The sequence below is a fragment of the Frateuria sp. genome, assembly GCF_035944355.1.
Classification (GTDB): domain Bacteria; phylum Pseudomonadota; class Gammaproteobacteria; order Xanthomonadales; family Rhodanobacteraceae; genus Frateuria_A.
This window is the reverse complement of sequence record NZ_DASZBH010000016.1, coordinates 568,921-590,252: the sequence shown is the minus strand read 5'-3', so window position 1 is coordinate 590,252 and position 21,332 is coordinate 568,921. Positions and strand designations below refer to the sequence as shown.

The 21,332-nt window shown below is 69.0% G+C and carries 19 protein-coding genes and 1 pseudogene; 10 read left to right on the top strand and 10 right to left on the bottom strand.

Annotated features, from left to right (window positions below):
- The 3 genes and pseudogenes from VGU03_RS15630 to VGU03_RS15620 form a co-directional block, all read right to left on the bottom strand.
- Positions 1-351: pseudogene (locus tag VGU03_RS15630) on the bottom strand (UDP-glucose 6-dehydrogenase); the annotation flags it as partial.
- Between the two features lie 42 nt (positions 352-393).
- Positions 394-2,610 carry a polysaccharide biosynthesis tyrosine autokinase gene (locus tag VGU03_RS15625; protein ID WP_327482103.1) on the bottom strand — a complete coding sequence of 739 codons (2,217 nt, stop codon included), beginning with the start codon at positions 2,608-2,610 and terminating at the stop codon, positions 394-396.
- 24 nt (positions 2,611-2,634) lie between these two features.
- A complete protein-coding gene (locus VGU03_RS15620) occupies positions 2,635-3,069 on the bottom strand; it encodes a low molecular weight protein-tyrosine-phosphatase (protein WP_327482101.1) in 435 nt (144 codons plus the stop codon).
- A 309-nt stretch (positions 3,070-3,378) separates the two neighbouring features.
- On the opposite strand from VGU03_RS15620, the gene VGU03_RS15615 reads away from it, so the two are divergent.
- Positions 3,379-3,642: a hypothetical protein gene (locus VGU03_RS15615; RefSeq protein WP_327482100.1), complete on the top strand. Its 264-nt coding sequence runs from the start codon at positions 3,379-3,381 to the stop codon at positions 3,640-3,642.
- Positions 3,643-3,732: 90 nt separating this feature from the next.
- Complete coding sequence (locus VGU03_RS15610) at positions 3,733-4,815, top strand: polysaccharide biosynthesis/export family protein (RefSeq protein ID WP_327482098.1); 1,083 nt, start codon at positions 3,733-3,735, stop codon at positions 4,813-4,815.
- A gap of 198 nt (positions 4,816-5,013) precedes the next feature.
- Here the strand turns inward: VGU03_RS15610 and VGU03_RS15605 are convergent, their stop codons facing one another.
- Positions 5,014-5,355, bottom strand: a complete 342-nt coding sequence (locus VGU03_RS15605) for a Rieske (2Fe-2S) protein (protein WP_327482096.1) — start codon at positions 5,353-5,355, stop codon at positions 5,014-5,016.
- Between the two features lie 75 nt (positions 5,356-5,430).
- Between VGU03_RS15605 and VGU03_RS15600 the strand changes: the two genes are divergently transcribed.
- The 5 genes from VGU03_RS15600 to VGU03_RS15580 all read left to right on the top strand — a co-directional run bounded on the left by VGU03_RS15600 (position 5,431) and on the right by VGU03_RS15580 (position 9,746).
- A complete protein-coding gene (locus tag VGU03_RS15600) occupies positions 5,431-5,706 on the top strand; it encodes a hypothetical protein (protein WP_327482094.1) in 276 nt (91 codons plus the stop codon).
- A gap of 72 nt (positions 5,707-5,778) precedes the next feature.
- Positions 5,779-6,651: a methylated-DNA--[protein]-cysteine S-methyltransferase gene (locus VGU03_RS15595; protein WP_327482093.1), complete on the top strand. Its 873-nt coding sequence runs from the start codon at positions 5,779-5,781 to the stop codon at positions 6,649-6,651.
- Between the two features lie 207 nt (positions 6,652-6,858).
- Complete coding sequence (locus VGU03_RS15590) at positions 6,859-7,242, top strand: hypothetical protein (RefSeq protein ID WP_327482092.1); 384 nt, start codon at positions 6,859-6,861, stop codon at positions 7,240-7,242.
- A gap of 27 nt (positions 7,243-7,269) precedes the next feature.
- Positions 7,270-8,184: a drug/metabolite exporter YedA gene (gene yedA / locus VGU03_RS15585; protein ID WP_327482091.1), complete on the top strand. Its 915-nt coding sequence runs from the start codon at positions 7,270-7,272 to the stop codon at positions 8,182-8,184.
- A 146-nt stretch (positions 8,185-8,330) separates the two neighbouring features.
- Positions 8,331-9,746 (top strand): short-chain fatty acid transporter, encoded by a 1,416-nt coding sequence (locus tag VGU03_RS15580; RefSeq protein ID WP_327482090.1) that lies wholly within the window; start codon positions 8,331-8,333, stop codon positions 9,744-9,746.
- Positions 9,747-9,794: 48 nt separating this feature from the next.
- On the opposite strand, the gene VGU03_RS15575 is transcribed toward VGU03_RS15580, so the two are convergent.
- From VGU03_RS15575 to VGU03_RS15560, 4 genes are all read right to left on the bottom strand, one after another.
- Positions 9,795-11,111 carry an ABC transporter permease gene (locus VGU03_RS15575; RefSeq protein WP_327482089.1) on the bottom strand — a complete coding sequence of 439 codons (1,317 nt, stop codon included), beginning with the start codon at positions 11,109-11,111 and terminating at the stop codon, positions 9,795-9,797.
- A gap of 13 nt (positions 11,112-11,124) precedes the next feature.
- A complete protein-coding gene (locus VGU03_RS15570) occupies positions 11,125-12,291 on the bottom strand; it encodes an ABC transporter permease (protein ID WP_327482088.1) in 1,167 nt (388 codons plus the stop codon).
- 184 nt (positions 12,292-12,475) lie between these two features.
- Positions 12,476-13,162, bottom strand: a complete 687-nt coding sequence (locus VGU03_RS15565; protein ID WP_327482087.1) for an ABC transporter ATP-binding protein — start codon at positions 13,160-13,162, stop codon at positions 12,476-12,478.
- 65 nt (positions 13,163-13,227) lie between these two features.
- Positions 13,228-14,463, bottom strand: coding sequence for an efflux RND transporter periplasmic adaptor subunit (locus VGU03_RS15560; RefSeq protein ID WP_327482086.1), 1,236 nt, complete (start codon positions 14,461-14,463; stop codon positions 13,228-13,230).
- Positions 14,464-14,759: 296 nt separating this feature from the next.
- Between VGU03_RS15560 and VGU03_RS15555 the strand changes: the two genes are divergently transcribed.
- From VGU03_RS15555 to VGU03_RS15545, 3 genes are all read left to right on the top strand, one after another.
- Positions 14,760-15,446: a fumarylacetoacetate hydrolase family protein gene (locus tag VGU03_RS15555; RefSeq protein ID WP_327482085.1), complete on the top strand. Its 687-nt coding sequence runs from the start codon at positions 14,760-14,762 to the stop codon at positions 15,444-15,446.
- A gap of 46 nt (positions 15,447-15,492) precedes the next feature.
- A complete protein-coding gene (mscL, locus tag VGU03_RS15550; RefSeq protein ID WP_327482084.1) occupies positions 15,493-15,891 on the top strand; it encodes a large-conductance mechanosensitive channel protein MscL in 399 nt (132 codons plus the stop codon).
- Between the two features lie 120 nt (positions 15,892-16,011).
- On the top strand, positions 16,012-17,448 hold the full coding sequence (locus VGU03_RS15545; RefSeq protein WP_327482083.1) for a M20/M25/M40 family metallo-hydrolase: 1,437 nt from the start codon (positions 16,012-16,014) through the stop codon (positions 17,446-17,448).
- A 47-nt stretch (positions 17,449-17,495) separates the two neighbouring features.
- Here VGU03_RS15545 and VGU03_RS15540 read toward each other — a convergent pair whose 3' ends face one another.
- Entirely contained in the window at positions 17,496-17,885 is a 390-nt protein-coding gene (locus VGU03_RS15540) for a hypothetical protein (RefSeq protein WP_327482082.1), read from the bottom strand.
- A gap of 315 nt (positions 17,886-18,200) precedes the next feature.
- Entirely contained in the window at positions 18,201-21,305 is a 3,105-nt protein-coding gene (locus VGU03_RS15535; protein WP_327482081.1) for an efflux RND transporter permease subunit, read from the bottom strand.
- Positions 21,306-21,332 lie beyond the last annotated feature (27 nt).

Genomic DNA, 21,332 nt, shown 5'->3' with positions numbered 1-21,332 from the left:
GACCACCACCGCATAGCGGTCCAGGTGCTGCCCGATGCTGCGCGCCACCTCCAGCACGTAGCGCAGGTCGGCGCTGCCGTCCTCGTCCGGCGGCGTGCCCACGGCGATGAAGATCACCTCGCCGTGGGCGATGCCGGCGGCCGCATCGGTGGTGAAATCCAGCCGGCCGGTCTCGAAGTTGCGCTTGACCATCGGCGCCAGCCCAGGCTCGAAGATCGGCACCTCGCCCTGCTTCAGGCGCGCGACCTTGGCCGCGTCCACGTCCACGCACAGCACGTGGTTGCCCATCTCCGCCAGGCAGGTGCCCGTGACCAGGCCGACGTAGCCGGTGCCGAAGAGCGTGACTTTCAGTGTCATGCGATTTTCCTTTGCTTGGTATGCGTGAGCTTCGGATCAGGCCTTGGCGCCGGCGTACTCGTAGTACGCATAGGCGTAGTAGCCCGCGCTGCGCTTCTCGACCGCATTGAAGATCGCGCCCTTGACCGGCACGCCGTTCTGCTCGAAGCGCTGCTTGGCCAGCGCGATCTCGCGCGCCTGGTTCACGCCGAAACGCACCACCATGAGGCTGGTGCCGACGTGGTGGCCGATCACGGCCGCGTCGGTCACCGCCAGCACCGGCGGCGTGTCGATGATGATCAGGTCGAAGCGCGGCTTGAGCTTCTCCAGCAACGCGGTGAAGTGCGCATGCATCAGCAACTCGGAGGGGTTCGGCGGCACCTTGCCGCGCGCGACGAAGTAGAGGTTGTTCGCCCCTTCCACCGTGCGCACCGCCTCGGACAGGCCGATCTGCCCGGAGATCAGCTCGGACAGGCCTTGTTCGGGCCGGCCGCCGATCACCGTGTGCAGCGCGCCCTTGCGCATGTCCGCATCGATCAGCAGCACGCGCTGGCCGGCCTGTGCGATCACCGCCGCGAGGTTGGCGCCGACGAAGGTCTTGCCCGCCGACGGACCGGGGCTGGAGATCATCAGCAGGTTGTTCTTGGCCTCCAGACGGGCGAAGTGCAGGCTGGTGCGCAGGCTGCGCAGCGCCTCCACCGCCAGGTCATCGGGCGCGCTCTGCGCCAGCAGGCGTTGGGCGTAGGCGCCTCGCCGCACCTTGCCGCCGTGCGAGGAGATCTCCCGCTCGGCAGCCGACAGCGGCACGCAGGCATATACCGGCAGTCCCACGCTTTCGATCGCGGCCAGGTCTTCGACACCGCGGTTGAGCAGCTGGCGGATGAAGATGAAGGCGAGCGCCAGCAAGCCACCCAGCACGGTGCCGCACAGCACCACGATCATCTTCAGCGGCCATACCGGCTTGTTGATGTTGGTCGCCGCCGCATCGACCACGCGCACGTTGCCGACCGTGCCGGCGCGCGCGATGTCGAGCTGCTGCGCCTGGTTGAGCAGGTTGGTGTAGGTCTCGTTGCTGACCTGCACGTCGCGGGTCAGGCGCAGGAGTTCCTGCTGCGTGTCGGGCAGGTGGCCGACCTGTTTCTCCAGGGCGTTCTTCTTGCCCTGCAGCTGGCCGATCTGCGCGGCGAGCGCCTGGTAGGTGGGATGGTTGGAAGTGAACTTGCGCTCGACGTCGGCCATCTGCATGCGCAGATTCTCGATCTGCGTATCCAGCGCCACGGTCTGGTCCAGCAGGCCCTTGGTCTGCAGGCTGATGTCCACCGAGTGCGCGCGCATCTGGAAGGCGTTCAGCGCGGCGGTCGCCTTCTCCAGGTCCATCTTGACCTTGGGCAGCTGCTCGCGGACGAACTTCAGGCTGTTGGCCGCTTCGGCGGAATTGCGGTCCACGTTCTGCTGAACATAGAGCGTGCTGATCTGGTCCAGCAGCTGGGTGGCCAGCACCGGATCGGGATTGTCGTAGGTCAGCGTGATGATGCCCGAGTCCTTGGCCGCCTCGACCGCCTGCACCGCCTTCTGCAGCGAGGCGATGGTGTTCAGGTGCGAATGCCGCGCGACGTCGAACACCATGCCGGGATTGGCATGCAGCGACTGCACCTGCATGGTGATGCCGCTGCCGGTGGCCGGCTGGCCGACGCGGCCCTGCAGCAACGTGTTGCCATCGTCGTCGGTGAGCGTGTAGGCGCCATGCTCGCCGGCGACCACGTGCAGCTGCTTGTCCAGCAGCGCCGAGGGAACGTCGAGCTGGAACACGTCCAGCTGCGAGCCGCCCCAGTCATAGCCGTCCATGCCCAGGAAGGGCGGCGCCACGTCGCCGGGCATCTGCGGGTCGTAGTGCCGCGACATGTAGCCGCCGATCACCGGGAACCGTTCCGGCTGCACGGTGATGTCCAGCTTGAGATTGTCCACCGCCTGCCCGATCACCGTGCGCGAGGTGATCAGGGCGATCTCGGTGGTGGCCTGCGAGGTGGAGGCGCCCAGCGTCTGGGTGAGGTCGTCCAGGCCCGGCAGACTGGGAACCTTCTGCTCCACCTGCACGGTAGCGGTCGATTCGTAGATCGGCGTGGCGAGTATCGCGTACAGCACGCTGATGGCGAAAAACACCGCCGTGACACTGACGATCAACCATTTGTGGTCGAGCAACGTGCCCAGCAGGGCATGCAGATCGATGTCGTCATCGCGGCGCGGTGAGGACGGAAAACTCTGTTTCGTAGTCATAGCCCGGTTCCTAGGCTGGAGGGTTTACAGGTAGCGCAGCCAACTGCCCACGCCACGTTCGATTGAGTCGTGTACTTGCTTGAACACACGGCGCGAACATCGATAAGGGTCCGGCACGTCGCCGCCGTCGTGCCATTTGTCGAACAGGAAAACCTTGCCGCTGGCCTCGGGGGCGAGCCTGACCACCGAGTTCAGCTGGCGGCGTTCCATCGTGAGAATCAGGTCCGCGTCGCGCAGCATCGACGGCTCGAGCTGCCGCGCCCGGTGCTCGCTCGCATCGATGCCCTCGTCCTTGAGCAGTTCGACGGCGTTCTCGTCCATGGGCCGCCCGACCAGTGCACCGAGCCCGGCGCTGCTGACGCGAATGCCGCGCTCGCCCAGTTGGCGGCGGAACAGGAACTCCGCCACCGGGCTGCGGCATACGTTGCCGAGGCAGACCACCAGGATGTTTTTGAACACGAATCGCACGCTCCGAGAACTATGAGGACCGCGGCCCTGACCGCATCCCGCCCGATCGACGCACCCATGGCGCCGAAGCGAGCGGGAAAGGAAGCCCGAAGTCTAATCTCATGTTCCGTGAAAAAATCATGTTGGACACTGCCTTCATTTAGGTGAAGAAAATGCCATCGTCGATAGATCTTTTCTTCACGCAGCGTCGCCTGCGCAAATAGCCAACTTGCAGACCCCGCTTTCTCGCTGCATTCACGAACCGTCGCGCTAGAGTCGTCGAGCCCGCTTCGCAACCGTCCACCTTGGGGGGCTACATCCATGCAGATCCTGAAGCTCGCGCTCTCCCTCGCCGGCGTACTCGTCGCCGGCCAGGCCTTGGGACACAAGGTTCCGCGCAGCATGCTCGCGCCGGCGGCAGCGACCCATCTGGCGCCTTCGCAGACCGACAGCAATCCGGCCGCGCTGCTGAGCGGCATCGCCGGCCGCGGTGTCCCCGGCATCACCGCGATGCCGGCGCTGGCACCCCAGGCAGCACCGGCCAAAAGCACCGAAACGAATACCCACATAACCCGCCACCATTAGCCAAAAACGGCATGTAACGGATAGTCGTGGCGTACTCCTTCATTTAAACGTCACAATTATCAACGACGGCCCCTGGAGAAAGGACGCAATATGAAAACGCTACCCGCAGTAGCTACCCTTCTTTTCGCGCTCGTATTGAACGGCTGCGCGATCGTGCCCGGCCAGCGCATGGACGAGGGCGCGCTGCAGCGCGAGGACAGCCACGTGAAGCTGGTGCAGATCACGCCCGAGCTGGTGGAGAACGGCCAGGCGCAGGCCACGATCCCGCAGGAACTGCTCTCCTACCAGCCGGAGGACTACCGCATCGGCGCGGGCGACACGCTCTACATCACCGTGTGGGACCACCCCGAGCTGACCTCGCCGGCCGGCTCGCAGCAGCAGACGGTCGCCAACGGCCGCCTGGTGCGCCCTGACGGCACGCTGTTCTATCCGTACGCCGGCACGATCAAGGCAGCCGGGCTGACCATCGAGGAGCTGCGCCAGCTGCTGACCAAGCGGATCAGCAGCTTCGTACGCCAGCCACAGGTGGACGTGAGCGTGGTGGGCTTTGGCAGCCACCGCATCACGCTGGAGGGTGCGTTCCTGCATGCCGATGCGCAGGTGATCAACGCGGTGCCGCTGACCCTGTCGCAGGCGATCGGCACCGCCGGCATCGATACGCAGCAGGCCGACCTGTCGGGCCTGACCCTGACCCGCGACGGCAAGACCTACAAGCTGGATCTGACCCAGCTCAACCAGGCCGAGGGCAACCAGTCGATCTACCTCAAGCCCGGCGACAAGGTGTACCTGCCCTACAACGACAACAAGGAGGTCTACGTGATGGGCGAGGTGATGCGCCCGGCGGCGCTCACCTTCAAGACCTCCGACATGACCCTGACCCAGGCGCTGGGCCGCGCCGGCGGCCTCAGCCAGGTGACCTCCTCGGGCAATGCCGTCTACGTGATCCGCGGCTCGCAGAAGCTCACCCAGACGCCGGCGGAGGTGTTCCATCTCAACGCGCGCTCGCCGGCCGCCTTCGCGCTGGCGGACAACTTCAGGGTGGAGCCGGGCGACGTGGTGTTCGTCGGCGCCTCGGGCATCACCAAGTGGAACCGCTTCCTGAGCCAGTTGCTGCCGCTGTCGGGTCTGCTTTACCAGACCACGCTGTCGGTGGACAAGGTCAACAACCCGTGACGTGAGGTTTGGCTGGCGAGCACGGAGGCTCGCCGGCAAGGACTCGAGACGGCCCGGCCATGCGCCGGGCCTTTTTTTTGGCTACGCAACCACCCGTCAAGCCTTCCCCGCGAATGCAGGGGAGTGCCGACGGGCGGGTGGGGCGCGCTCCTGGCGGGAGCCGATCACCCGCGCGCCCCTCAAGCCAGCTGCCTGCGATCAATCGCCCGCCAGCCACACCATCCCGCGCGCCACCCGCACCGCCACGGCCCGCAACGACTGGCCGCGGCAGGGGCCGGCCACGCAACAGCCATCGCCGGTGCGGAAGCTCGCTCCGTGCACGGCGCAGATCAGCGTGCCGCGGCTGATCAGGAACTGGCCCGGCGCCCAGTCCAGCCGGCGGCCGGCATGCGGGCAGACATTGATCCAGGCGCGCGCGTCCTCACCTTCGCGAAAGACGATCAGGTTCTCCGGACCATCGGGCAACACGGCGTCCACCGCCGCGGCGGTGCCATCGGGAATGTCGTCGAGGCGGCACAAGGCCCCGGGGGGTAGGTCCATCGGCACTTGCCTCGCGGGGCCGAAAGCCCCATGGTTCGCACGTAAGTCATTGATTTTACCATACGGATTTTTAACATGCGCCTGTACCAGCTGCCCCTGCACCGTTCCCGCCATCCGTTCGCCCGCGCGCTGTCGCTGGTCGTGGGTGTCGTCCTGCTGGGTGCCATGCTGGTGTTCGGGCTGGTGGTTGCCGGCGTGCTGCTGGTCGGCGGCGGCCTGTGGCTGGCGCTGCGCCAGTGGAACCGCGCGCGCGCGGTCGGCCGCGCGACGCCCGTGGCCGGCGCGGCGCGTGCGCCCGTGCTGGAGGGCGACTTCGTGGTGCTGCACGAGGGGCGCCCCGCCGCGCGGTGACGCGCAAGAAGCGGATGGTCCGCCTGCACCGACCAGCCTAGGCTGGCGTCCTCTGGAAACAGGAACGCCGCCATGTCCGCCATCGAACCGCTCGAACAGGCCCGCCGACTGCTGGACGAGGCCGAAACCGCCCCCAGCCTGGACGCCCTGGCCAACGCCGTCGCGTTGAGCCCCAGCCATCTGCAGCGCGCCTTTCGCCGCCGCTTCGGCGTGAGTCCGGCCGAATACCACCGCGCGCGCCGCTTCGGCCAGTTCAAGGCCGCCTTGCGCGAAGGCGCGGCGGTGACCGACGCGGTGTACGAAGCCGGCTTCGGCTCGGGCAGCCGCGTCTACGAGCACAGCAACCGCCTGCTCGGCATGACCCCGGCCAGCTACCGTGCCGGCGGCGCCGGCGCCAGCATCCGCTACACCACCACCGCCACGCCGTTGGGTCGCCTGCTGGTGGCCACCACCACGCGCGGTATCTGCTCGGTGACGCTGGGCGAGGACGACGGTTCGCTCGAACAGCGCCTGGCCGAGGAATTTCCCCAGGCCGCGCGCGAACGCGTCGACGCCGGCCGGGAAGAATGGCTGGACGCAGTGATCGCGCGCATCGCGGTCGAACTGGGCTGGAGCGACGCCGATGCGCCGGCGATGCCGCCGCTGGACATCGCCGCCACCGCCTTCCAATGGCGCGTGTGGAACGCACTGACCCGCATCCCGGCGGGCCAGACGCGCAGCTACCGCGCCCTGGCGGCGGAACTGGGCGCTCCGAAGGCGGCGCGCGCGGTCGGCAACGCCTGCGGCAACAACCGGCTCGCGCTGATCGTGCCCTGCCACCGCGTGGTGCGCGAGGACGGCTCGCTGGGCGGCTGGCGCTGGGGGGTGGAACGCAAGCGCGAACTGCTGGCGCGCGAGCGCGTCCGCGCGCCGCGGCCGCTCCCGGCCAAGGAGCGGGCTGGCTGAAAGTCCCCGCGCCAGTTGCCGAACCAGGCGGTTCTGCGGCCGATGGAACCGGCGCCGCTTGACGGACGTTCAAGGCTGCCTTGCGAGGGACTCGCTACCGCAGCAGCCGCACCCGGGCTATCGTGCGCACTCGGGCCATCCCCCAGGACGCGCGGCCGCACCCCGGCCGGTCGCCACCTGCCCGCCTTTCCACCTCCCAGGAATCCCGTGCACGAGCCTGCCGACCACCCCGCCGTCCCGCCCTATCCGCTGGTGGCCGACGCGCGCGCCATGCTGGCGTTTCTTGCCGCCACGTTCGGCGTGCAGGAAATCTGCCGCAAGACGCGCGAAGACGGCTCGGTCACGCACGCCGAGGTGCGCATCGAGGACTCGCTGGTGATGATCGGCGAACGCACCGGCCTTGCCGCCGCCTCACCATGCGGCTCGACCCACGTCTACGTGCCCGACGTCGATGCCTGCCACGCCGGGGGCCTGGCTGCCGGCGCGCAGCGCGCATCACCGCTCACCGATCAGCCCTACGGCGACCGCACGGCCGGCCCGCGTGACGCCGAGGGCAGCCTCTGGTGGATCGGCACCCACCGGGGCGCCTGACCCGTCTTCCCGCCACGTACGCACGCCATGTCCGCCATCGAAGAACCCGCCACCGTCCCGCGCACGCTGGACAACCCGCGCCTGCTGATCCCGGTCGCGCTGCTCGCGCTGTACGTGATCTGGGGTTCGACCTACCTCGGCATCCGCTTCGCGCTGGAGAGCTATCCGCCGTTCCTGCTCGCCGGGGTGCGCTTCCTGGGCGCGGGCCTGGCGATGTACGCCTTCCTGCGCCTGCGCGGCGTCACTCCGCCGACCCGCCGGCAGTGGCGCAACGCGGCGGTCACCGGCGTGCTGCTGTTGCTCGGCGGCAACGGCCTGGTGTGCTTCGCGGAAGAAACCGTGAGCTCGGGCATCGCCGCGGTGGCGGTGGCGAGCATGCCCCTGTTCGCCGCGGTGTTCTCCGGCATGTACGGGCAGTGGCCCAATCGCCGCGAGGCGATCGGCCTGCTGGTCGGCTTCGTCGGCGTGGTGGTGCTCAATCTCGGCAGCGGGCTGTCCGGCTCGCGGCTGGGCGCGCTCGCGCTGATCATGGCGGCGATGTGCTGGGCTTTCGGCTCGGCCTGGAGCAAGCGCCAGGACATGCCCGCCGGCCCGATGAACACCGCGGCGCAGATGCTCTGCGCCAGCGTCGCGCTGCTGCTGGTCGGCTTCGGCACCGGCGAGCACCTGCCGGCGCACCCCACCCTGCGCGCCACCGCGGCGGTGGTCTACCTGGCCATCTTCGGATCGATCGTCGCCTTCAGCGCCTACCTCTACGTGCTCAAGCACGCCCGCCCCGCGCTGGCCACCAGCTACGCCTACGTCAACCCGCCGGTGGCGGTGCTGTTCGGCGTATGGCTGGCCGGCGAGCACGTGGGGACGTTCGACCTGGCCGGCATGGCGATCATCCTGCTGGGCGTGGGCGTGATCACGCTGGCCAGGCAGCGCCGCGCGCGCGGCTAGGCGACGCCGCGGAATCCTGCCGCCACCGGGCGCCAATGCGGCCCGCGCCGCGGCAGCGTCCGCGGAAGACACGACCGCGACCATGTCGGCTTGCCGGGTCCCGGCCCGCGCGCGACCATGCCCGGGCTACCGCACGGGGAACGCACATGCATGCAGCAGGCGAAGGTTGGCTGGCGCGCGCCGCCTTGCGCAGTGCGGCCTGGTCCGAGCGCTGGTTTCCCGATGCCTGGGTGTTCGCCGCGCTCGGCGTGGTGATCGTGGCGCTGGCGGCGCTCGCGTTCGGCGCCTCGCCGGCGGTGGCGGTCAATGCCTTCGGCGACGGCTTCTGGAGCCTGATCCCCTTCACCATGCAGATGGTCTTCGTGGTGATCGGAGGCTACGTGCTGGCGACCGCGCCGGTGGTGGCGCGCTTCATCGACCTGCTCGCGCGAGTGCCGCGCAGCGGCCGCGGCGCGATCTGCTACGTGGCGCTGGTCAGCATGCTGGCCTCGTTGCTGTCCTGGGGCTTCTCGCTGGTGTTCGGCGGCCTGCTGGTGCGCGCGCTGGCTCGGCGCGGCGACCTGCGCATGGATTACCGCGCCGCCGGCGCGGCCGCCTACCTGGGCCTGGGCGCCGTCTGGGCGATGGGCCTTTCGTCATCTGCCGCACAGTTGCAGGCCAACCCCGCCAGCATGCCGCCCGGGTTGCTGGCGATCACCGGCGTGCTGCCCTTCGGCCAGACCATTTTCCTGTGGCAGTCGATCGCGCTGACCGCGGCGCTCGTGCTGGTTTCGCTACTGATGTGCTGGCTCACCGCGCCTTCGGATGCCAGTGCGCTTACCGCGCAGGATTTCGGCGTGGAAACACTCACAGCCACAGCGCCGCTGCCGCCGCGCACGCGGCCGGGCGAATGGCTGGAGTACAGCCCGCTGCTGTCGGTGCTGATCGGCCTGCTCGGCCTGGGCTGGCTTGGCTACGAGTTCGCCACCAAGCCGGCGGTCAGTGCGATCGCCAACCTCAATACCTACAACTTCCTGTTCCTCACCGTCGGCCTGCTGCTGCACTGGCGCCCGCGCAGCTTCCTCGACGCGGTGGCGCGCGCGGTGCCGGGCACGGCCGGGGTGCTGATCCAGTTTCCCCTGTACGGCGGCATCGCCGCGCTGCTCACCCATGCGCCGGGCAGCGGCGGCGCCACGCTCGCCCACCGGCTTTCGGGGGTGTTCGTGCACGTCGCCAATACGGACAGCTTTCCGCTGGTGATGGGCGCCTACTCGGCCGTGCTGGGTTTCTTCGTGCCCTCCGGCGGCGGCAAGTGGCTGGTCGAGGCGCCCTACGTGATGCAGGCGGCGAACGACCTGCACGTGCACCTGGGCTGGGCGGTGCAGGTCTACAACGCCGCCGAGGCGCTGCCCAACCTGATCAATCCGTTCTGGATGCTGCCCCTGCTGGGCGTACTGGGACTGAAGGCGCGCGACGTGGTCGGCTTCACCTTCATGCAGCTGCTGGTGCACGTGCCACTGGTGCTGGGCCTGCTGTGGGCGCTGGGGCTGACGCTGGCATACGTGCCGCCGCTGATGCCTTGAGCGACCGGGACGAGGGGCGGCGCGATTCCGCCCCTCGTCTCTGTCAGGTCAGGACTCGCGCAGCGCCGTCGTCACCGGCAGGCGCGCGGCGCGCACGGCCGGGAACAGGCCGCCGATGAAGCCGATGGCGAGCGCCCACTTGAGTCCCGTCCACAGCAGGGCCGGCGTCACGCGCAGCTGGAAGTTCAGCGAGCCCACCGTGCCCTGGGTCAGCGTGGAGGCGCTGTAGCCGTTGAACAGCGCCCACGCGATCAGCCCGCCGAGCAGGCCGCCCAATGCCGCAAGCAGCATGGTCTCCAGCATCACCGCCACCACCACCGGCGGCCCGCGGAAGCCGATCGCACGCAAGGTGGCGATCTCGCGCGCCCGCGCCGCGACCGCGGCGAACATGGTGTTGAGCGCGCCGAACACCGCGCCGATGCCCATGATGCCGCCCACGATCATGCCGATGATGCTGATCGCCTTGGTGAAGCCCTCGGACTGCTTGCTGAAGTAGTTCAACGTGGTGTCCGCGTCCACCTGCAGGCGCGGATCGGCCGCCAGCGCCGCCTTGAATGCGTCGAAGGCCTTGGCGTCGGTCAGCCGCACGAACACCGAGGTGCGCGAGCTGCCGCGGCGGTAGGCCGAGGCGATGATGTCGGCGTCGCCCCACAGTTCCGAACCGAGCGCGTTGCCCGAGTCGAAGATGCCGACCACGGTCCAGGTCTGGCTGCCGAGCTTGATCTCGTGCCCGGGCTCGAGCCCTGCGAACTGGCGCTGCGCACCCTTGCCCGCGACCAGTTCGCGCAGGCCCGGCTTGAACTTGCGGCCGGCGATGATCTTCACCTCCGGGCGCAACGTCCAGGCTTCGTCGCCGACGCCGCGCACCTGCACGCTGCCGTCGTCGCCGCTGCCGTCCTTGAGCGGCAGGTTGGCCGCCACCACCAGCTCCGGCGAGGCGATCGGCTTGCCCGCCGCATCGCGGGCGATGCCCGGCGCCTCGGCGATCGCCGTCACGCTGGCGTGGTCGAGCACCGAAGAAACCTCGGAGGCCGAACCGCCGCGCATCACCACCGCCGTGTCGGCGCTGCCGCTCTTGCTCAGCGTCTCGCGGTAGCCCACGCCCATCGCCAGCAGCGACACCAGCACCGCCACCACCCCGGCGATGCCGACCACCACCACCGACGAGGAGCCGATGCGCTGGGGCAAGGTGCTGACGCCCACGCCAGTGGCCGAGCCGGCCTGCCGGCCGACGCGCGTCAGCCGGATCCACAGGAAGAACAGCACCGCCAGCACCACCAGTACGGTCCAGGGCAGCACCGTCCAGGCGACGATGCTGAGCAGGACGACGATGGCCAGCGCCAAACCACGCAGGAACGATTTCATGGAGTCCTCTCCTTCAGCGCCCGGCCAGCGCGTCGACGATGTTCAGGCGCATGGCGCGCAGCGCCGGCAGCACGCCCACCAGCAGGCCGATGCCCACCATCAGGCCGATGCCGATCGCCCAACTGCCCGCTCCCACCGGCGGCATGTTGAGCATGCCGCCGCTGCCGGCGCTCATGACCGGCCCGAGCAGCGCGGCCAGCCCCAGCCCGATCACGCCGCCCAGCAGTACCAGCAGCACCGATTCGGCCAGCACCAGTCCCAGCACGGCGGTGCTGGAGAAACCGATGGTCTTGAGCACGGCCAGCTCCGAGGTGCGCTCGCGCACCGCCTGCGCCATGGTGTTGCCGGTCAGCAGCAGCAGGGTGAAGAACACCGCGCCCATGATCGAGATCACGATGAAACTGATGTTGCCCATCTGCTTCATCCACGAGGCCATCGCGGCCTGTTCGGTCATGGTCTTGGTCTCGTGGTCGGAGTTGGCCGACAGCGCATCGATCGCCTTGGCCACGCGGTCGGACTGGCTGGCGTCGGCCACCGAGGTGACGTACCAGCCGACCTGGCCGCGGTTGTAGGGGTTGGACTCGTCGAAATACTTCCAGTGCATCAGCACGACGCCCTGCAGGAATTGCTTGTCGTCCGGCTTGGTCGCACGAATGACGCCGACGATGTCGAAGCTCCAGTTCTTGCTGCCGTCGCGGTTGGGGAAGATGTTCGACTGCAGCGGCAGCTTGTCGCCCACTTTCCAGTGGTATTTCTTGGCCAGCGCGTCGCCGACCAGCACGCCGGTGCGGGTGGCGTCGAAGGCCTTGCGCTCGGCCGGCGTGACGCTCACTTCCGGATACTGGTCGATGTAGTTGGGGCTGACCGCGAAGCTGAAGACCTGGTTGTGGGGGTCCTGGTAGGCGCCGCCGAACCAGTTGGCGTAAGCCACGTCCTTGACGCCCGGCACCTGCGCGATGCGCGCCTGCAGCGACTGCGGCAGGGTCTCGATGAAGGAGAGCTTGGAACCGGTCTGCAGCCGCTTGGCGCCAGCGGCGCTCTTGCCCACGTTGGCGAAGCTGGTGCGCACGCCGTCGAGCATGCCGAACAGCAGGAACGCGGTGAGGATCGACACCAGCGTCAACAGGGTGCGCGTCTTGCGGCGGAACAGCGCGGCCCAGATCAGGTGCAGGTATTTCATGGGGAAGCCTCCACGACATTTGTCCTTCTCCCCTCCGGGGAGAAGGTGGCCCGAAGGGTCGGATGAGGGGCTGGGGCTTGCGATGGCGCAGCTACGAAGCCCGGCTTGGGCAAGCCCTGTCGCAAGAGCCTCCCCTCACCCCAGTCCTCTCCCTGGAGGGGAGAGGGCGCAAGAGCTCGCGTGATCAAGCCACCACCTGCTCGACCAGCGTGCCCTTGTCCAGGTGCAGCGTGTGGTTGGCGTACTCGGCCGCCTTGGGGTCGTGGGTGACCATCACGATGGTCTTGCCGTGCTCGCGGTTGAGCGTGCGCAGCAGGCCCAGCACGTCCTCGGCGGACTGGCGGTCGAGGTCGCCGGTGGGCTCGTCGCAGACCAGCAGCGTGGGGTCGGAGACGATCGCGCGGGCGATCGCCACGCGCTGCTGCTGGCCGCCGGAAAGCTCGCTGGGCTTGTGCGAGGCGCGCTCGGCCAGGCCGACCAGCTGCAGCGCGATCGACGCGCGCTGGCGCCGCTCGCTGGCCGAGAGCTTGGTCAGCAGCAGCGGCAGCTCGACGTTGCGCTGCGCCGAGAGCATCGGCATCAGGTTGTAGAACTGGAACACGAAGCCGACGTTGGCCGCGCGCCACTTGGCCAGTGCGCCCGCGCCGAGCTGGTCGATGCGCTGGCCGCCCACGCTGATGCTGCCGGCGCTGGGCGTATCCAGCCCGCCGATCAGGTTGAGCAGGGTGGTCTTGCCCGAGCCCGAGGGGCCCATCAACGCCAGGAAATCGCCCGCGGCGATGGCGAGGTCGATATGGTGCAGCACCTCGACCTTCTGCTTGCCGCGCGCATAGACCTTGGCCAGGTCGCGGATTTCGATCAGGTTGCCCATGGTTCTCTCCAGGTTCGAAACGTATGGCTCGCTGCCGCAGGAGCGTCCTGCTGCAACCTCGACGATCAGGACGACTTGTTTTCGACTTCCACGGCGACACCGTCGTGCAGCGCGGCCGGCGGCGAGACCACCACCGTGTCGCCCGGCTGCACGCCGTCGGGCAGCAGGCGTTGCTCGCCCATCGGGCGCGGCCGAACCCGGCGCTCCTGCACGCGCCCGTCCTGCACCACGAACACCACCTCGTGGCCGTCGCGCTGCGCAATGGCCGAAGCGGGCACCAGGGCGCCGCGTGGCGCCTGCACGACCGCCGCGGGCTTGGCCTCGAGGAACGACACGCGCACGCCCATGTCCGGCACGATGCGGGCGTCCTTGGCCTCCAGCGCCACGCGTACCTTGACCGTGGCCTTGCCGCGGTCGGCGGCGGGCACGATCGCGATCACGTGGGCGGGAATGCGCCAGTCGGGGTAGGCATCGAGCACCGCCTCGGCGGCCATGTCGGGCTTGACGCGGCCGATGTAGGCCTCGTTCACGTCGACGTCGACCTCGAGCGAGTCCATGTCCACGATCGTGCCCACGCCGGTGCGGGTGAAGCCGCCGCCGGCCGAGAGCGGCGAGATGATCTCGCCGACCTGCGCGGACTTGTCGGTGACCACGCCGTCGAACGGCGCCCGCACCACGGTGTAGTCGAAGTTGACCTGGGCGACCTGGGCCTGCGCCTGCGCCGCTTCCGCCTGCTTGCGCTGCGCGGCCACCTGCGCGGCCAGCGCCTTGACCTGGGTATGCGCCTGCTCCGCGACCTGCTTGGCGACCAGCCCGCGGTCGACCAGCGCGTCCTGTCGCGCCGCATCGTGCTGCGCCTGCGCCAGTTGCGCCTGCAACTGGGTCACCTGCGCCTGCGCGGCCCGCGCACCAGCCTGCGCCGCATCGAGGTTGGCGCGGTAGGCGCTGTCCTCCAGCCGGGCCAGCACCTGGCCCTTGCGCACGTGGTCGCCCTCCTCGATCAGCACCTCGGTGAGCGTGCCGGTGATCTGCGCCGACACCGTCGCCTGGCGCCGCGCGGTGACGTAACCGGTGGCCTGCAGGATCGCCCCGCTTTCGCCCTGGTCGCCGGCCGCGGTGGCCGTGGCGGTGCGCACGGCGACGGCGCGCTGCGCGAGCAGCCACCAACCGCCTGCACCCAGGGCAAGCAACACCAGCACCACCGCACCGACGATCCATGGCCAGCGCGCCGGTGCCGCATGCACGGCCTCGCGCTGCCCGTGGTCGATTTTCAGCTGCCTGAGCAGATCCCCGTTGTCCACGCCCCACCTGCCTTCCGTTTGCACCTGCCAACGATGCGGCAAGCTTGCACCGCGCAACAGCACGGCGCATCAGCCATCGCGAATGACAGATGTCAGCCGGGCGTGGTCAGCCGCGGGCCCGGAAACGGCCGCCGTCCGGCGGGAAGCGGCCTGGACCGCCCGGACGAGCCCTGCACGGCCCGATCGATCGTCGCCTCCGGAGGGCGAGATGGCCCAGCAGGCAGGCCAGGTGATGCCGCACCGCCGCCGACAGCCGCCGTTGCCCGCTCATGCGCATGCTGCGCTACGCTAGATCGATGCATTACGTCATCGAAGCCCCCACGCCCGCGAGCCTGCCGGTCACCGGCAGCGATGCCCGTTTCCCGCTCCGCCGCGTCTTCTGCATCGGCCGCAACTATGCCGACCACGCGCGCGAGATGGGCGCCACCGTGGACCGCGAGCAGCCGATGTTCTTCTGCAAGCCGGCCGACGCGGTGGTGAGCGACGGCGCGGACGTACCCTACCCTTCGGCCACCGCCGAACTGCACCACGAGGTGGAGATGGTGGTGGCGCTTGCCGGCGGCGGGCGCGACATCGCGCCGGAGCAGGCCTGGTCGCTGGTCTTCGGCTACGGCGTGGGGCTGGACCTCACCCGCCGCGACCTGCAGGCGCAGGCCAAGGCCAAGGGCCATCCCTGGGACGTGGCCAAGGCGTTCGACCATTCCGCGCCCGTATCGGCGCTGTGCCCGGCCGAGCGTGGCCGGCCCGGGCCGCGGACGCGCCTGAGCCTCGTGGTGAACGGGGAGCTGCGCCAGCAATCGACGCTGGAATCGATGGTGCACGACGTGCCTTCCATCATCGCGGCGCTTTCGAAGCTGTTCGAACTCAAGCCGGGCGACCTGATCTTCACGGGCACGCCGGCCGGCGTGGCGGCGTTGCAGCGCGGCGACCGCTTCCACGCCGAACTGCAAGGCATCGCCACGCTGGAAGGCCGGATCGTCTAAGCCGCCGGCCGCACCTGGACCATCAACAGCAACCGGAGGATCTGGCATGAGCATGTTGGAGGAATTCAAGAAATTCGCCATGCGCGGCAACGTGGTCGACCTGGCCGTGGGCGTGGTGATCGGCGGCGCGTTCGGCAAGATCGTCAGCTCGCTGGTCGACCAGGTGATCATGCCGCCGATCGGCTGGCTCACCGGCGGCATCGACTTCTCGCAGCTCAAATGGGTGCTCAAGCCGGCCGATCCGGCGACCAAGACCGCCGAGGTGGCGATCCAGTACGGCGCCTTCATCAATACGGTGATCACCTTCCTGATCATCGCCTTCGTGATCTTCCTGATGGTCAAGGCGATCAACCGGCTCAGCCGCAGGGAAGAGGCAAAACCTGCCGTCCCGCCGGACGTGGTGTTGCTCACCGAGATCCGCGATCTGCTGAAGGCCAGACCCTAGGCGCCGGGAGGGGAACGGGAAAGCCGACCACCCCGTTCCCCCGGCCTTCATGACTTCTGGCCTACGCCGCCAACGGCCGCGGCCCCAATAATCGGGCGTTCATCCCCTGTGGAGTCCCCGATGCGCCGTCCTTCCCTCACCCTGCTCGCCGCCAGCCTGCTGCTGGCCAGCGGCGCCGCCTGTGCCGCCGACACTACCGTTCCCGCCGCGGCCGTAAAAACAGCCGAACAGCTGCGCGACAAGGCGCTGCACGACGACACCGGCTATCGCATCGTCGAATCGCTGACCACCGAGGTGGGTCCGCGCCTCGCCGGCAGCCCGGCCGACCAGCGCGGCGTGGACTGGGCGATCGCCAAGTTCAAGGCGCTGGGTTTCGACAAGGTCTACACCGAGCCGGTGACCTATCCCAAGTGGGTGCGCCGCAGCGAACACGGCGCGATCGTTTCGCCGTTTCCGCAGTCCATGGTGCTGACCGCGCTGGGCTATTCGCCGGGCACGCCCAAGGGCGGGCTCACCGCGCAGATCGTCAGGTTCGACAGCCTCGACGCGCTCAAGGCGGCCGACCCTGCTACGGTCAAGGGCAAGATCGTGTTCGTCGACTTCCGCATGCATCGCTACAAGGACGGCCACGACTACGGCACCGGTTCGCCGATCCGCGTGCAGGGACCGGTGGTGGCGCAGGCCAAGGGCGCCGTCGGCTACCTGCTGCGCACCGTCGGCACCGATCCGCACAGCCGTACGCCGAACACCGGCGTGACCGGCTTCCGCGATCCGGCCAAGACGATTCCCGCGGCCGCGGTGTCCAACCCGGACGCCGATCAGCTCGAGCGCGCGCTCGGCTACGGCAAGCCGGTGACGGTCCGGCTCGACCTCGACTGCGGCATCGAAGGGCAGTACACCGGCGCCAACGTGATCGGCGAGATCACCGGCGCGAAGCATCCCGACCAGGTGGTCGCCATCGGCGGCCATCTCGACTCGTGGGATCCGGGCACCGGCGCGATCGACGACGGCGCCGGCGTAGCCATCGCCATGGCGGCGGCCAAGCTGATCCGCGACCTGCCGCAGCGTCCGGACCGCACCATCCGCGTGATCGCCTTCGCCAACGAGGAAATGGGGCTGTGGGGCGGCCGCGCCTACGCGCAGAAGCATGCCGGCGAGGTGGGCAAGTTCCAGCTCGGCACCGAGTCCGACTTCGGCGCCGGCAAGGTCTGGCGCATGAGCGCGAGCGTGAAGCCCGAAGCCCGCGGCGCGATCGCGCAGATCGCCAAGGTGCTGGCGCCGGTCGGCGTGGCCTACGACGCCAAGCGGCCCGGCGGCGGCGGCTCGGATCTGTCGCAGATGCACGGCAAGGGCATGGCCGCGTTGTCGCTCACGCAGGACGGCACCGACTACTTCGACTGGCACCACACGGCCGCCGACACGCTGGACAAGATCGACCCGAAGGACATGGCGCAGAACGTGGCCGTCTACGCGGCGTTCTCCTACATGGCAGCCCAGGCCGACGGCGACTTCGGCTCGGCACCCGGCGCCTTTGCCGACGACGGCGCGGGCGACTGATGCACGCTCCCGCTTCCCCGGAGCATCCGGGGAAGCGGGAGCAAAGGTCAGCGCCTGTAGTAGTCGCCGCTGCCCACCAGCACCTTCGGCACGCAGAAGTCCCTGGGCAGGGCGGCGATCGCCACCGGCACCGGCACGCTCTCCTGGATGCCGCCCGCGCCGGCGCAGTCGGCGTCCGTCGGCAGGCGGTAGTGGATGATCCGCACGGTGTATTGCGGGCAGAGATCCGAACAGGGGAACTCGGCCACCACCGGCAAGCCGTGGTTGCGGCCGAGCTCGACCGTCTGGCCCATCATCATGCGCTTGTCGAACGGCCGCGCCGCGTAAGCCGCGAGCGTCGCGTCGTCGAGCAGGCCGGGTTCGCTCGCGCGGGTCACGCCAGCGGCGCCGGCAAGGCTGAAAAAGGTCGCCAGTGCGACCCGTGTGATGCATGGCATGGCTCGCTCCGTTAGCGCCGCTACCCTAGCGCATGACTTTCGTGACGTCTCGACATCGCCTGCAGCGGGCCGCCATGCCCTGGCGGGAACGCACGGCGCTCCGACACGGAGCGATGGCATCGCCGGCAAGCCAGCGAGCACGAGGAGTCGGCGGCGAACTACGCCGCACCCGCTACGCGCAACCGGAGGCGAGCGATCGGTGGCTCGTGTTCGAACTCCGTGCGCGCCCCGGCCAGTCCCGCGAGCAGCAGTGGCGCCGCGCGCTCAGGTGCCCGGGCGGGCATCGCCCACATCCGGACGATGCAGCGAGCGGCCTCAGTTCCGGTGGTCCGACAGCGCGGCCGCGCCCGGCTTGCGCGCGAAGCGCTGCTGCACGCGGTCCAGGTACAGGTAGATCACCGGCGTCAGGTACAGCGTCAGCACCTGCGAGACGACCAGGCCGCCGACCACCGCCAGGCCCAGCGGGCGGCGCACGTCCGCGCCCGAACCTAAGCCCAGCGCGATCGGCAGCGTGCCGGCGAAGGCGGCCATGGTGGTCATCATGATCGGCCGGAAGCGCACGCGGCAGGCGTCGAAGATCGCCTCGGCCGGCGCCATGCCTTCCTCGCGCTGACGCTCCAGCGCGAAGTCGATCAGCATGATCGCGTTCTTCTTGACGATGCCGATCAGCATGACGATGCCGACGAAGGCAAACAGGTCCAGCGAGGCGCCGAACAGCACCAGCGTGAGCAGGGCGCCCACCGCCGCCGCCGGCAGGCCGGAGAGGATCGTCAGCGGATGGATGAAGCTCTCGTACAGGATGCCCAGCACCAGGTAGATGACGAACACCGCGAGCAGGAGCAACAGGCCCATGCCCTGCATCGAGTCCTGGAACGCCTGCGCGGTGCCCTGGATGGAGCCGGTGATGGTGGCCGGCAGGCCCATCCTGGCCATGGCGCCATCGATCTCATTGACCGCCTGGCTCAGGCTCACGCCGGGCGCCAGGTTGAAGGACACCGTCACCGCCGGCAGCTGGCCCTGGTGGTTGACGGTGAGCACCTGCGGCTTGCGCGCGAAGCTTGCTACCGTGTCCAGCGGTATCGCCTTGCCGCTGCTGGAGGTGACGTACAGCCGCGACAGCACGTCCGGATCGTTCTGCAGCGCGCGCTCGACCTGCAGGATCACCCAGTACTGCGTGGCGGTACCGTAGATGGTGGAAATCTGGTTCTGGCCGAAGGCCGCGCCCAGCGCGCCCTGTACCTGCGCCATGGTCAGCCCCAGCGGCGCGAGCTTGTCGCGGTCGACCTCGACCATGATCGAGGGACTGTTGAGGTCCAGGTCGTTGGTCACGTCCTGGAAGCCCGGCAGCGCGGCGAACGCATGGGTGACCCTGGCCGACCAGTCGTACAACGCGTTCATGTCGATCGATTGCAGCGTGTACTGGTACTCGGCCTTGCTCTGCCGGCCGCCGACGCGGATCGATGGCGGGTTCTGGATGTAGGTGCGGATGCCTGGCACCTGCGCGAACTTGCGTCGCAGTTCCTCGCTGATGCCGTCGGGGCCGAGCGCACGCTCGCCCGCCGGCTTGAGCAGCAGCAGGATCGAACCGTTGTTGATCGTGCTGCGCGAGCCGCCCGCGCCGACGCTGGACATGTAGCCGGAAAGGTTCGGGTCCTGCGCCGCGATCTCGGCGAGCTTCTGCTGGCGGGCGACCATGGCGTCGAAGGAAACGTCCTCCGGACCCTCGGTATTCACGCGCAGCTGGCCGGTGTCGCCGGCCGGGATGAAGTCCTTGGGCGTCACCACGAACAGCAACGCCGTCACCGCCAGGCTCGCGGCGAAGGCGACCAACACCAGCCGCGGACGGTCCATGCCCCAGCGCAGGCTGCCGAGGTAACCGCGCTGCACGCGGGCGAAGCCGCGATCGAAACCGCCGACCAGCCAGTTCTTGCGCTGATGGTCGTGCGCCTTGACGAAACGGCTGCACAGCATCGGCGTCAGCGTGATCGCCACCAGCCCCGAGATCAGGATCGCCACGCTGATGGTCACCGCGAACTCGTGGAACAGGCGACCGACGATGCCGCCCATGAACATCACCGGGATGAACACCGCGATCAGCGACAGCGTCATCGAGAAGATGGTGAAACCGATCTCGCCGGCGCCGCGCACGGCCGCATCGTAGGGCGCCTCGCCCGCTTCGATGTGGCGCACGATGTTCTCCAGCATCACGATGGCGTCGTCCACCACGAAGCCGACCGCGAGCGTGAGCGCCAGCAGCGAGAGGTTGTCCAGGCTGTAGCCCAGCGCGTACATCACGCCGAAGGTGCCGATCACCGAGATCGGCAGCGCCACCGCGGGAATCAGCGTGGCGGAAAGGTTGCCCAGGAACAGGTAGATCACCAGCACCACCAGCACGCCGGCCAGGAGCAGGGTGAACTGCACGTCGTCCACCGAGGCGCGGATCGACTGCGAGCGGTCGTACAGCACCTGGAGTTTCACCGACGGCGGCAAGCCCGCCTGGAAGCCCGGCAGCACCGCCTTGATGCGGTCGACCGTGTCGACCGTGTTGGCGCCGGGCTGGCGCTGGATCGCCAGCACGATCGCGCGTTCGCCGTTGAACCAGCTCGCCTGCTGGTCGTTCTGCACGCTGTCGCGCGCCTGGCCCAGGTCGCCCACGCGCACCGGCGCGCCGTTGCGCCAGGCCACCACAACGTCGTTGTAGGCCGCCGCGCGCTGCAGCTGGCCGTCGCTGCGGATCGGCAGCTGCTGGCGCTGGCCATACAGCGAGCCGGTGGCCTGGTTGACGTTGGCGCCGGCCACCGCTGACTGCACCTGGTCGATGCCGACGCCGCTGGCGGCGAGCTTGTCCGGGTCCAGGCTGATGCGCACCGCGTACTTCTGCGAGCCGTACACGTTCACCTGCGCCACGCCGTCGACCATCGACAGCTGTTGCGCGAGCTCGGTCTCGGCGAACTCGTCGATGCGGGTGAGCGGCAGCGTGGAGGAGCTCATCGCCAGGTACAGGATCGGCGCGTCGGCCGGGTTGACCTTGCGGAAGGTCGGCGGCGTGGTCATCTCCCTGGGCAGCTGGCGCAGCGCCGAGGAGATGGCTGCCTGCACGTCCTGCGCGGCCGCGTCGATGTTGCGGTCCAGCTCGAAGGTGAGCGTGATCGAGGTCGAGCCCAGCGCGCTGGTCGAGCTCATCGAACTGATGCCGGCGATGGTGGAAAGCTGGCCTTCCAGCGGCGTGGCCACCGCCGAGGCCATCGTCTCGGGCGAGGCGCCGGGCAGGTTCGCGCTGATGCTGATGGTCGGGAAGTCGACGTTGGGCAGCTCGTTCACCGGCAGCCGCGGATAGGCCACCACGCCGAACACCAGCAGCGCCGCCATCAGCAGCGTGGTCATCACCGGGCGGTGGATGCAGAGCTGGGGGATGTTCATGCGCAAACCGGTTCGGTGGTGCGGTAC